The following is a 12,723-nucleotide window of genomic DNA, read 5'->3' on the forward strand; positions in this document are numbered from 1 at the left end:
TCAGCATTCCTTGGGATCGACGAGCCCGTCGCTGCGTCCGACGATCTCGTAATTTCCGCCCTTGGCGACCGCGGTGTACATCTTCATCTTGCAGTGCCGCTTGCCCGGCACCATTTCGGCAGGTCCGCCGGGACCTTCGGCGATCTTGGCGTGGTCGAGCGCGGCGGCGACCGACTCGCGGTCGAGCTTGCCCGCTTCTTTCACCGCCGCTTCCCACAGCTTGAGGCCGCGATAGGTGCCGGTGGCGGCGCTGCCGGCGGCGAACAGGAAGTTGCCCGGGAAGTCCTTCTCGTAGGCCGCCTGGATCTTGGCGTCGAACGGGTTCTCCTTGGTCAGCACCTTGAAATAATCGAGGCAGCTCGCGAGGCCCTCGATCTCGCTCGCCTGATTGATGTTGAGCGTGTTCTCGTCATAGTAGACGCAGGCGAGACGGCCGCCGTTCTTGAGGAAGCCCGCTTCGTAGAGCTGCTTGAAGAACGGGCCGACGCCGGGCGGAATGACGGTGTTGAAGACGACGTCGACCTTGTTGGAGATGATGCGGTTGACGGTCGAGGAGAAGTCGACCTGGTCGAGTGGATAGTACTCTTCAAACACGACCTCGCCGCCGTTGGATTCGATCACCTTGCGGGCATAGACATTGAGCGTGTGCGGCCAGACATAGTTGGCGCTCGGCAGCGCGAACTTCTTGCCGCCGTTCTTGATCAGCCAGGGGATGAACTCGTCGCATTGCTGCGCCGGCGTCGGGCCGGTGCAGAACAGATAGGGCGTGCACTCCTTGCCTTCGTAGAGCTGCGGATAGATGTAGAGCGTCTTGCCGCGCGCCACGATCGGGTCCTTGATCGCGTTGCGCATCGAGGAGGTGATGCCGCCCAGCACCATGTCGACCTTGTCGCGCTGGATCAGCTTGCGCACGTTGCCGACCGCGACGGATTCGTTCGACGCGGTGTCCTCGATATAGAGCTCGAGCGGACGGCCGAGCATGCCGCCGGCGGCGTTGATCTCCTTGATCACCATCTTGGCGACATTGGCGTCGGCATTGCCCGCGTAGGCGATCGGGCCGGTGAGATCGGTGGCAATGCCGACCTTGATCGGGGCTTCGGCCGCATTGGCCCAGGGGCCGGGATTACCCAGCTGCCGACGCCGGTCGCGACCGCGCCCGACGCAAAGGCGAAATTGGAGAGGAAGCGGCGGCGTGAGAGCTGCGTACGATCGAACATATGACTAAACCCCTTTGCCAGCGATGAGGCCCTGCGGCCGGAATTTGATGAAGACAATGGCGAGCACGAAGACGAGGACGTCGGCGACGACGGGCGCCATCACCCAGGGCAGCGCGGCACTCAGCGTGCCGATGACGCCGGCACCCGCCACCGGCCCGATGAAGGAGCCGACGCCGCCGACCATGACCGCGACAAAGCCCTGGATCAGGAAGCGCAGGCCGAGATCGGCGAACAGGCTGAAGACAGGCACGATCAGCGCGCCGGCAAGGCCGGCGAGCGCCGCGCCGAAGGCAAAGGTGGCGCCATAGATCAGCGGCGTGGAGATGCCGGAGGCGCGCGCCAGCGAGGGATTTTCCAGCGTGGCGCGGACGCGCAGGCCGAAGCTCGTGCGAGAGAGCAGGAGATAGCAGCCACCCATCACCAGCAGCGTGATGACGATGATGGTGAAGCGCCATGCCGAGATGTGCATCGCGCCGATGTCGATCGAGCCGCCGATCGGCTCGGGCACGGTGAGATAGAAGCCGCCGATCAGGCCGCGCACGGATTCGCGGATGATCAGGCCGAGCGCATAGGTGCCGAGCATCGCCACGATCGGCGCGGCGTAGAAGCGGCGGATGATCAGCGCCTCCAGCACAAAGCCGAGCGCGCCGACCACGAAGGGCGCCGCGACCATGCCGGCCCAGATCGGCAGGCCCCCGGCGTAGGCGAGATAGGTGATGTAGGCCCCGAGCAGGACGAACTCTCCTTGCGCGAAGTTGAAGATGCCCATCATGCTGGCGATGATCCCGAGCCCCAGCACGATCAGGACGATGATCGCGCCAAAGCTCAGGATCTCGAACGCCGCGACGAACGCGTTAGCCATTTGGTGCTGTTCCGTCCGTCTGCATCGACGCCTCGCTCACATCTTCTTCCAGTCGCCGATCTGCTCGAAGGCGTGCGCGGCGCGATAGATGGTCGATTCCTCGAACATGCGGCCGACCAGCATCAGGCCGACGGGCAGGCCGTCGACCATGCCGCAGGGCAGCGACATCGCGGGGTGATGGGTGATGTCGAACGGCGCGGTGTTGCCGATCATCTCCAGCGCACGGGCGACGTAGTCCTCGCGGCTGGCCGTGGGCTCCGGCAGCTTGGTTGCCTTCATCGGCGTCGTCGGCAGCAAAAGCAGATCGTAATCCCCAAACGCCTTGTCGTAGGCGGCGGTCAGCCTGCGGGAGATATTGAGCGCCTTGCCGTAGAAGCGTGGACCGAAATTGTTGTTGATGTAGGTGCCGAGCATCATGAAAAGCTTCGTGGTCTCGGACAGCGAGTCGGCCTGCCGGCGCCAGCCGCGATGAAAATCCATCAGCGAGGTCGAATAGAGATCGCCGCGGCTGAGGCCGTAGCCGTCGCCGAACATCATGGTCTGGGTCAGGCCTTCGGTGCCGATCGGGGTCCAGATCGCGCCGCCCAGGAGATGCATCGGGATTGAGACCGTCTCTACGGTGGCGCCAAGATCCTTGAAGCGCTTTGCCGCCTCGCGCACGCTTTCATTCACCGCGGCTTCTGCGACCGGCTGCTCAAAGCCTTCCTTGAGAATGCCGATCTTCATGCCCTTGACGCCCTGGCCGAGCGCCTTGGTGTATTCCTCGACCTTCGGAGCCTTGATGCGCGGATCGTAGCCGTCATCGCCGGCGAGCACTTCAAGCAGCAGCGCGTTGTCAGCGACGGTCGCGGTCATCGGACCGGTATGGTCGACATAGATCTCGATCGGCATGATCCCGGTGTAAGGCACGAGGCCCCAGGTCGGCTTCATGCCGTAAATGCCGCAGAACGAGGACGGCATGCGGATCGAGCCGCCCTGATCGCCGCCGATCGCCATGTCGACTTCGCCGAGCGCGACCACGACGCCCGAGCCTGACGACGAGCCACCGGCCGAGTAACCCATCTTGTGCGGATTGTGCACGGGCCCGTAAGAGCCGGTGTGGCTGCCGCCGGACAGGCAGAAATGCTCGCAATGCACCTTGCCCTTGATCTCGGCACCGGCATCCAGCATGCGCGTGACGATGGTGGCGTCGAAATCGGGCACATAGCCTTCCAGCGTCGACGAGCCGTTGGTCATGGGCACGCCGGCCAGCATGATGTTGTCTTTCAGCGCGACGGTCTTGCCCTTGAGCTTGCCGCCGGCGGCGCCCTTCACCGTCGACTTGCGATACCAGGCGTTGCGCGGGTTCTCTTCGGCCGAGGGCCGATAGCCCGGCGTGCGCGGATATTTCACCTCCGGCACCTCGTCCGGCATCGCAGCAACGAGATTGTAGGCTTCGATCGAGCCCTGCATCAGGCCGCGGAACGAGGCGACGTCGTCGTCGGTGAGCGAAAGGCCGCATTGCTCGGCGACACTGCGAAGTTGGGCGGGCGTGGGAAGGACAACTGTCACGGCGCTCTCCTTGAGGTTTCTTGATCCCTGGCTTTGGATGGGGGGCCGCTCGCTCGCGCCTGCACGGCGCGGGCCAGCCGGCTTCGCCTCGATATTACAGACGGAAATATTTTCCTTTTCAAGTATTATTTCGCAAGTCGACTGCGCCGCGTCGGCAGATGCCTCTCAGAGCGTCTTGATGATCCTGAAGTCGAGACCGTCGGCTTCAGCGAGATACATCGGCATCTCGGCGCGGCCGTCGCGAAGCGTCACGGGACCGCGGCCCGCCGTATAGACAGTGTTGCGCGCGGCCTTGAGCAGCGGGCGAAAGGCCAGCGAGCCGGCGCGATTGGCGACGGATTCCAGGAAGCGGAGGCCCTCATAGTTCGACTGACCGACGGAGCCGACCGGCGGCGCGTTGGCACCGAACATGGAATAATAGGCGCCGAGGAACTCGTCATTGGCGCGCGAAACCATGCCGTTGAAATAGCCGGAGGCGCAGAACAGGTTCTCGGTGTTGTCGGCGCCGATGCCGAGCAGCACGGTTTCGTCCATCGCGCCCGCGAGCCGCAGCGTCGAGGTGGCAAGGCCGGCTTCTGCGAAGGCACGGTTGAAGGTGATGCTGTCGGTGCCGATCAGCGAGATCAGCACCACGTCCGGCTTGGCAGCGTGGATGCGCGCCAGATGCGACTCGTGATTGTCCTCGCCGACGGGAACGAACTCCTCGCCGACGACCTGGCCGCCGGCCTCCTTGATGTAGCGCTTCACCGCGCGATGCGACTGCCAGGGCCAGACATAGTCGCTGCCGATCAGATACCAGCGAGCCGCCTTCTTGACGTCGGCCAGCCAGTGGATGGCGGGGCGGCTCTGCCAGCGCGGCGTCTCGCCGATCGCCATCACGCCCGGCGTGCGCTCGCCCTCATAGACCGGCGTGTAGATGTAGGGGATGCGATTGCCGGTGACCTTGCGCAGCGCGACGCGGACCGCGCTGATATGCGAGCCCATGATGAGGTCGACCTCGTCGAAGGCGATCGCCTGCTCCGCGCGCTGCACCACCTCGTCGATCGGGCCGCCGGAATCGTAGATCGACAGCTCCAGCTCGCGGCCCAGAATGCCGCCGCGCTTGTTGATCTCGGCGACCGCCAGCATCGCGCTGTTGGTGGAGGTCGGGCCCCAGATCCCGGGCGAGCCGGTGAAGGTGAGGAAATTGCCGATGCGCAGCTTGTTGCGCGCACCACGGCGCTTCATGAAATGCGCGTCAACCGGAGACAGGTCGAAGTCGGCCGCCGACGACGACAGATTCCTGAACACCAAGGACGGCGGCAACGCCGGGCCGCCGTGAGCCGGGAAGTTTACCGTCGCGCGCACGCCAACTCCTGTCTGGCACCAGACCTGAAAGCACATTGAGCAGGCGGCCGCGGCTTCCGCCCTTTTGTTGGGCAATGATCCTATTTTGAAAATATTGAATATTCAAGAATTGAAGTGCATATAGATGCAGCATTGATTGCAAGTCATTCACTCATTTGGGTCAAGACGAAGTCTTAGCCGTGGCAAAACCGTCGAAAGAAAACACCCCGATCACCGAACATCTCGCGTACCTGCTCGCGCAAGCCAACCGGGAGATCAACCGGCAGCTGGAACTGCGCTTGAGCAAGGAAGGGGTTCCCGTCGAGCAATGGCGCATCCTGAAAGTGCTGTCGGATGGCAACGGCCATTCGATGGGCGAGCTTGCGGACGCCGTGCTGCTCAACCATCCGACGCTGACCAAGATGATCGACCGCATGGTCTCCGACACGCTGGTCTATCGCGTGCAGGACCCGAACGACCGCCGCAAGGTGCTGATGTTCATCTCCGACCGCGGCAAGGTGCTGTGCAAGAAGCTCAACTCGCTCGCGGTGGACCAGGAGGAGCACATCCTGGAAAGCTACGGCGACAAGTCGACGAGCGAATTGAAGCGGCTGTTGGAGAGCTTGATCGACAGCTCGAATTGAGCTCGTCGTTTCGGACGCGATTTCTCAACCCACGTCGTCCTGGACAAGTGCAGCTCGCGACAACGCGCAGCGTTGTCTCGAGCGGAGCGCTGATCCAGGACCCATTACCCCAGGATTGGGTTTGACGAAGACTGCTAGTACCCGGAATCAGAGCTGAGTGATACGGCGGCCTTTGAAACGGCGTTGACGGACCTTTTTCTTGGTCCAGACGAAGGGCTCGGCTCTGTCGTTGTATGCGTTGACGTAGGCATCGATGTGTTCCTGAAGCTGCTTGAGGCTCGTGAAGGAGGTGCCGCTGAGCGACTGCCCCTGCAAGATGGAAAACCATACTTCGACCTGATTGAGCCATGACGCACTTGTCGGCGTGAAATGAAATTGCACGTTGGGGTGGGCCTTGAGCCAGTCCTCGTTCTTTTTATGGGTGTTGAGGTTGTCGAGGATGACGTGAAGCTTGCGGTTCGGAAAAGCCGCGGTGACGCTGTTCATGAAATCGAGAAACTCGACGCGGCGCCGGCGTTTTGAATGGGTCGCGATGATCTTTCCGGTGGCGACTTCGAGCGCCGCAAACAATGTTGTGGTGCCATGCCGCTTGTAATCGTGGCTTTGGCCGGTCAAGGCGCGGCCATTGGGCAACTTCAGATAACCCTGCGCTCGCTCCAAAGCCTGGATCCCCGTGGGTCGGTCAAAATCCCCCGGGTATGGTCACTTGAAACTCCCCCACCTGATGATCGCCGTCAGCGCCGCTGAACAGCAGTAGCCGGTCAGGCAGGACGTTTATGTTCGACCCCTTTAGCCAGCAAGGGGCCGGGGAGTTGAACGTCTTGAAGCGACATCTGCAAAGCACCGTACTTACATTACTTGATCGCAACACCAGCCAGCGCGAGATTCACCGGCTGACGGGTGTCGATCGCAAGACGATCCGGCGTTATCAGGCGCTGCGGGCCGGTGCGGAGGCAAATTCCCCCGGGGAAGTGACCACCGGCTCGGTGAGCGCGGACGGCCAAATTCCTCCACCCCGACCACCGGCTTTTGGGACATCGGAAGCGACGGTCACCAGCAGCCTGGCCCGTTCGGCTTGCGAAGCGCATCGGACGTGGATCGAAGAACAGGTCCGGCTGAAGCGGAACGCGCAGGCGATTTACCAGGACCTGGTTGATCAATTTGGCTTTCCGTCCAGCTACCAGAGTGTCAAGCGGTTTGTGCGCCGGTTGCGGCACGCTGATCCTGAGCAGTTTGATCGTCTTGAGTTCCTCCCCGGCGAGGAAGCTCAGGTCGACTATGGCGAGGGCGCGCCGACGGTTGATCCGAAGAGCGGGCGGTACCGTCGTCCCCGCCTGTTCGTGATGACGCTACGCTACTCGCGGCGCAGCTTCCGGCGGGTAGTCTGGAAGTCCAGCCAACAAGTCTGGGCGCAGCTCCACGAAGAGGCGTTCCGGTATTTTGGCGGGGTCCCCAGCTATGTCGTGCTCGACAACCTGAAGGAAGGCGTCCTCAAGCCGGATTTGTACGAGCCCCAGCTCAACCCGATTTACAGCGCGATGCTGGCTCATTACGCCGTGGTCGCCGATCCCGCGCGCGTGGCCGATCCAAATCGGAAAGGATGCGTCGAGAATGCGATTCAACATACCCAGGGCACTGCGCTGGCCGGACGGCGCTTCGAGACGCTGGAGGCGCAAAACGAGTTCTTGAGGCACTGGGAGGAGAACTGGGCTTCCAAACGCATCCACGGCAGCACGCGCCGTCAGGTCGAGGCGATGTTCCAGGAAGAGAAGCCGCACCTGCGGCCGCTGCCTGTCGCTCCCTTCCGCATCTTCACCGAAGTCGTCCGGACTGTCTGCGACGACACCACCGTACGCGTCGACAACAGCTATTACGCCGCGCGGCCCGCGCCGATCGGCAGCCAGGTCGTCGTGCGCATCTACACCACCACGATCGAGATCCGTGATCGCCACACCCGTGCGCTGCTGCGTGTTCATTCCCGGATGGCGCACCCCGGTTCTGTCGTCCTGCCGACCAGCGAACGGCCGTTCAACCCGTCGCGGCAAACCGCCGTGCTGCTGGCGAGCGCCGAGCGCATCGGACCGCAGACCAGGGCCTTGTGCCAGCAGGTGTTCGACACCGAAGGGCGCCCCGGACAGCGCGCGATGTGGGGCATTGTCGGGCTGGGCCGGAAGTACCCGGCGCGGCTGGTCGAGCAGGCCTGCGCGCACGCCATCGACAACCGCATCTACCGCTACAAGCACGTGCGTGCGACCGTCGAGCGGTTGTTCGAACAGGCGATCGAGCAGGTTGGAGTGACGCCACAGCCGGCATCGCCGCTCACCCAGGATCATCCGCTGATCCGTACCCCCGCGGAATACGGCGACCTCTTCAGCCGCGCTGTGCGGCGCGACGCCGACGACAATGGTCGGCAGGCCGAGGCTCACGACGATCACGCCACGGCAATCCGCGCTCGTGTCGCCTGCGCAACCCCGGCCAACTCCGGCGCCACGAGCGCTCCCGCTGCACCTTCTCACCTTAAACTGGAGACCTAGCCACATGATGACCATGCCGGAAATTGAGCGTTGCCTACGACAGCTGCGCCTGTCGGGTGTCCGCGACACGCTGCAGACGCGCGTGCTCCAGGCGCAGGGCGCCAACCAGCCCTTCCTCGAGACCTTCTCCCTTATCCTGCAGGATGAACTGGACCGTCGTCAGTCCCGTCTTATCGAGCGGCGATACCAGCAATCCGGGCTCGACGAAAAGCTGACGCTCGCCGAGTTCGACTGGTCCTTCAATCCCAAACTGCCACGTCAGACCTGCTTCCAGCTCCACACCCTGGCGTTCATTGCCGCTGGCGAGAACGCTCTGCTTGTTGGCAAACCTGGCACCGGGAAGTCGCACATCGCCAAGGCGATTGCCTATCAGGCGATCCTGCAAAGCCACAAGGTCCAGTATCTTGAGACCGACGACTTCTTCCACCGCTACGCCCTGAACTCTCCGGCACAACGCGAGGTCCGGCTGCGAACCATCATCGACTGCGATCTCCTCGTGCTGGACGATCTATTCCTCGCACGCGCCATCCCCGACGACGCCGGCACTTTGCTGCAGACCCTGATCCATCAGCGTTACAAACTGCGCCGCAGCGTCATCGTCACCTCCAATCGCGTCGTGCAGGATTGGGGGGCATACCTTGGGGACAACACTATGAGCACGACGATCCTCGATCGCCTTATGCATCATTGCCATCTGCTTGAGTTCGACGGACGCAGCTATCGGCTCAAAGAAGCCGCTGAAGCTCTTGCCCGGGAAACAAACTCAAACTAACAGTCCCTTGTCCTGCCTCGCGGGTGGAGGAATTTGACTGACCACACCCGGAGGAATTTGAAGTGACCCGCGGGGCCTGGATCGAGGGCTTCTCGTCCACGCACAGCACAATGGCCTTCGCCGGCGGCGCGACATAGAGGCCGACAACATCGGCGGCTTTGGCCGTAAAGTTCGGGTCGTTGCTCTCGCACCAGGACTTGCGAGCCACCAGGTCAATCTTGTGGCTGCGCAGGAACCGCCAGACATATTGGACATCGACATCGCCCAGCGCCTCGGCCAGCAGGGGGCCGGTCCAGCGCGCAAACCCTTGCGGTGGCGGCTTATCCAGCAGCTTCAGAATCCGCTTGTCGGTCGTCTTCGTATAGATCGGCTGCTTGCCAGGCCGCGGCTTGTCTTGCAGCCCTTCAAGGCCATGGTCGGCATAGCGATGCCGCCAAAGGCTGACAATCCGCGGCTGGACCCCAACTTCCTTGGCGATCGACCGGGTGCTGCGCCCATCCGCCGCCAACAGAACTATCCGCGCCCGCTTCAAATCGCGCTGCAACGTCACCGGTGAGCGACAGCACGCCTCAAGCACCTTGCGATCTTTCCTCGAAAGGTGGACTTCTAGTTGCGCTTCTTCGCGCGGTGCAACGACTGCATGCTCTCGATAGATTCCGCGGTATGGATCCCGGCCTTCGCCGGGATGACGACGGAATGTGCTGCAGCGGTGTCGCGCTTAACTAGCGCCGCGGCGTACTGGATGCCCCGCTTTCGCGAGGGCATGACAGTGGGGCCTAGCGGTTACGCATACCGCCCGTGGCAGTGCTTGTACTTCTTGCCTGAGCCGCACGGGCAATCCTCGTTGCGGCCGATCTTGCCCCAGGATGCCGGGTTCTTCGGATCGCGCTGGGCGGCGTCGGAGGCCGGCGCGCCGAGCGTGACGCTGGCGAGCGCCATCTCGTCCTCGCCGGTGTTCGGGTCGAACTTGTGCGCTTCCATCGGCGGCAGCACGGGCGCTTCCTGCTCCGGCGGGACGATCTCGACCCGCATCAGCTGCGCGGTGACGACCTCGCGCAGGTGCGCGCTCATCTCCTGGAAGAGATTGAAGGCCTCGGTCTTGTACTCCTGCAGCGGATCGCGCTGGCCGTAGCCGCGCAGGCCGATGACCTGGCGCAGATGGTCGAGCATGATCAGGTGCTCGCGCCAGAGATGGTCGAGCGTCTGGAGCAGAATGGTCTTCTCGACGTAACGCATCACGTCGGGACCCCACTGCGCGACCTTGGCGGCCATGTGCTCGTCGGCGCGGTTCTCGATGCGGTTGAGCAACTCCTCGTCGGCGATGCCCTCTTCCTTGGCCCAGTCGTCGACCGGCAGGTCGAGATCGAGCACGCGCTTCAGCTCCTCCTTCAGGCCGGCAACGTCCCACTGCTCGGCATAGGCATGCTCGGGCACGTGCTTGGCGACGAGGTCGTCGATGAAGGCATGGCGCATGTCGGTAACGGTCTCGGCGACGCTGTCGTCCTTCATCAGGTCGACGCGCTGGTCGAAGATCACCTTGCGCTGGTCGTTCTGGACGTTGTCGAACCTGAGCAGGTTCTTGCGGATGTCGAAGTTGCGGGCCTCGACCTTCTGCTGCGCCTTCTCCAGGGCCTTGTTGATCCAGGGATGGATGATGGCCTCGCCCTCTTGCAGGCCGAGACGCTGGAGCATGCTGTCGAGGCGATCCGAGCCGAAGATGCGCATCAGATCGTCTTCCAGCGACAGGAAGAACTTCGAGCGGCCGGGGTCGCCCTGACGGCCGGATCGGCCGCGCAGCTGGTTGTCGATGCGGCGGGATTCGTGACGCTCGGAGCCGATGATGTAGAGACCGCCCGGCTTCGTCACGGTCTTGGCGGGCTTGGAACCCTTCGCCGGCTCGATCTCGACGATCTCCTCCGCCTTCAGCACGATCTCGCGGAAGCGCTCGACGTCGGCCTTGATCTGCTCGATCTTCCTGGCCTTCTCGGCCTCGTCCTCGATGCCCGCGGTTTCCTTCGGGACGCGCATCTCGAGCGAGCCGCCGAGCTTGATGTCGGTGCCGCGGCCGGCCATGTTGGTCGCGATCGTGATCGCGCCGGGCACGCCGGCTTCCGCGACGATATAGGCTTCCTGCTCGTGGAAGCGCGCGTTCAGGACCGCGAACAGCTTCGACGGCTTGCCGGCACGGGCCGCCGCATAGAGCTTGTCGAGCGCGTTCTCCTTGCCGAAATCGATCTGCTTGTAGCCGTTCGACTTGAGGAACTCGGCGAGCACCTCCGACTTCTCGATCGACGCCGTGCCGACCAGCACGGGCTGGAGCCGCGCGTTCGCCCGCTCGATCTCGGCGAGAATGGCGGCGTATTTTTCCTTCTGCGTGCGGTAGACCTCGTCGTCCTCGTCGAGACGCGCGACCGACAGGTTGGTCGGGATCTCCACGACCTCGAGCTTGTAGATGTCGAACAGTTCGTCCGCTTCGGTCGCGGCGGTGCCGGTCATGCCCGCAAGCTTCTCGTACATGCGGAAGTAGTTCTGGAAGGTGATCGAGGCCAGCGTCTGGTTCTCGGGCTGGACCTGGACGTGCTCCTTGGCCTCGAGCGCCTGGTGCAGGCCTTCCGAATAGCGCCGGCCCGGCATCATGCGGCCGGTGAACTCGTCGATGATGACGACCTCGTCGTCGCGGACGATGTAGTCCTTGTCACGGGTGAACAGCGTGTGGGCGCGCAGGGCCTGGTTGATGTGGTGGACGACCGAGACGTTCTCGACGTCGTAGAGCGACTCGCCCTTGAGCTGGCCGGCGTCGCGCAGCAGGGTTTCGATCTTCTCCATGCCGGCTTCGGTGAGCGTCACCGTGCGCTGCTTCTCGTCGACGTCGTAGTCGGTCTTGTCGAGCTTGGGCAGGAAGCCGTCGATGGTGTTGTAGAAGTCGGAGCGGTCGTCGAGCGGGCCGGAGATGATCAGCGGCGTGCGCGCTTCGTCGATCAGGATGGAGTCGACTTCGTCGACGATGGCGAAGAAGTGCGGCCGCTGGACCATGTCCTCGAGCCGGTACTTCATGTTGTCGCGCAGATAGTCGAAGCCGTATTCGTTGTTGGTGCCGTAGGTGATGTCGCAGGCATAGGCCGTCTTGCGCTCGGCATCGTCGAGACCGTGGACGATCACGCCCGTGGTCATGCCGAGGAAGCCGTAGATCTGGCCCATCCAGCCGGAGTCGCGGCGGGCGAGGTAGTCGTTGACGGTGACGACGTGGACGCCCTTGCCGGCGAGCGCGTTGAGATAGACCGCAAGCGTCGCCACCAGCGTCTTGCCTTCGCCGGTCTTCATCTCGGCGATGTCGCCCTCGTGCAGCACCATGCCGCCGATCAGCTGGACGTCGAAATGGCGCTGGCCGAGCGTGCGCTTGGCGGCCTCGCGCACGGTCGCGAAGGCCGGCACCAGCAGGTCATCGAGCGTCTTGCCCTCGGCGAGCTGCTTCTTGAAGTCGGCCGTGCGGGCCTTGAGCTCCTCGTCGGAGAGCTTGATGAGCTCGGGCTCCAGCGCGTTGATCGCGTTGACGCGGGACTGATATCCCTTCACCCGCCGGTCGTTGGCGGAGCCGAAAAACTTGCGGGCGAGCGCGCCGATCATGCCTAGTTCCTGTGTTCGCGATTTAACCGCGTTGCAGCCAAGAAGTTGTCCCCCGCCTGCCTATCAACTCACCGTGACGCTGATGGCGCCAGAGCCCGGACTGCGGGGGGTCATCCGCCATATGGGTGGGAATTGGGCAAGTCTGGGTTCAACGGCCAAAAACGCAGCAAAATAAACGCCATCGCCATGGTCG

At 63.2% G+C, this 12,723-nt stretch carries 7 protein-coding genes and 3 pseudogenes; 3 read left to right on the forward strand and 7 right to left on the reverse strand.

Annotated elements, in window-relative coordinates; translation table 11 throughout:
- The 4 genes and pseudogenes from ACFLEY_RS02890 to ACFLEY_RS02905 all read right to left on the reverse strand — a co-directional run bounded on the left by ACFLEY_RS02890 (nt 1) and on the right by ACFLEY_RS02905 (nt 4,977).
- Nucleotides 1–1,217 (reverse strand): annotated as a pseudogene (locus ACFLEY_RS02890) (substrate-binding protein).
- A gap of 4 nt (nt 1,218–1,221) precedes the next feature.
- Nucleotides 1,222–2,079, reverse strand: a complete 858-nt coding sequence (locus ACFLEY_RS02895) for a branched-chain amino acid ABC transporter permease (protein ID WP_060909849.1) — start codon at nt 2,077–2,079, stop codon at nt 1,222–1,224.
- 36 nt (nt 2,080–2,115) lie between these two features.
- Nucleotides 2,116–3,630 carry an amidase gene (locus ACFLEY_RS02900; RefSeq protein ID WP_060909848.1) on the reverse strand — a complete coding sequence of 505 codons (1,515 nt, stop codon included), beginning with the start codon at nt 3,628–3,630 and terminating at the stop codon, nt 2,116–2,118.
- 165 nt (nt 3,631–3,795) lie between these two features.
- Nucleotides 3,796–4,977: a substrate-binding domain-containing protein gene (locus ACFLEY_RS02905; protein ID WP_060909847.1), complete on the reverse strand. Its 1,182-nt coding sequence runs from the start codon at nt 4,975–4,977 to the stop codon at nt 3,796–3,798.
- Between the two features lie 179 nt (nt 4,978–5,156).
- Between ACFLEY_RS02905 and ACFLEY_RS02910 the strand changes: the two genes are divergently transcribed.
- The gene (locus ACFLEY_RS02910; protein WP_018643508.1) at nt 5,157–5,600 is read left to right on the forward strand and encodes a MarR family winged helix-turn-helix transcriptional regulator; all 444 of its coding nucleotides are present in this window, start codon (nt 5,157–5,159) and stop codon (nt 5,598–5,600) included.
- 147 nt (nt 5,601–5,747) lie between these two features.
- Here the strand turns inward: ACFLEY_RS02910 and ACFLEY_RS02915 are convergent.
- Nucleotides 5,748–6,284, reverse strand: a pseudogene (locus ACFLEY_RS02915) (IS630 family transposase); the annotation flags it as partial.
- Nucleotides 6,285–6,376: 92 nt separating this feature from the next.
- On the opposite strand from ACFLEY_RS02915, the gene istA reads away from it, so the two are divergent.
- Together istA and istB are read left to right on the forward strand one after the other, a co-directional pair.
- Nucleotides 6,377–8,134, forward strand: coding sequence for an IS21-like element IS1631 family transposase (gene istA / locus ACFLEY_RS02920; RefSeq protein WP_100214066.1), 1,758 nt, complete (start codon nt 6,377–6,379; stop codon nt 8,132–8,134).
- A gap of 4 nt (nt 8,135–8,138) precedes the next feature.
- Nucleotides 8,139–8,906 carry an IS21-like element IS1631 family helper ATPase IstB gene (gene istB, locus ACFLEY_RS02925; protein ID WP_038952109.1) on the forward strand — a complete coding sequence of 256 codons (768 nt, stop codon included), beginning with the start codon at nt 8,139–8,141 and terminating at the stop codon, nt 8,904–8,906.
- Nucleotides 8,907–8,979: 73 nt separating this feature from the next.
- On the opposite strand, the pseudogene ACFLEY_RS02930 reads toward istB, so the two are convergent.
- A pseudogene (locus ACFLEY_RS02930) lies at nt 8,980–9,561 on the reverse strand (IS630 family transposase); the annotation flags it as partial.
- A 128-nt stretch (nt 9,562–9,689) separates the two neighbouring features.
- Nucleotides 9,690–12,530 carry a preprotein translocase subunit SecA gene (secA, locus tag ACFLEY_RS02935; protein ID WP_396604510.1) on the reverse strand — a complete coding sequence of 947 codons (2,841 nt, stop codon included), beginning with the start codon at nt 12,528–12,530 and terminating at the stop codon, nt 9,690–9,692.
- Between the last annotated feature and the right edge of the window lie 193 nt (nt 12,531–12,723).

Origin of the sequence: Bradyrhizobium sp. YCK136 (genome assembly GCF_044570075.1) — a bacterium.
In the GTDB taxonomy this organism is placed as follows: Bacteria; Pseudomonadota; Alphaproteobacteria; order Rhizobiales; family Xanthobacteraceae; genus Bradyrhizobium; species Bradyrhizobium diazoefficiens.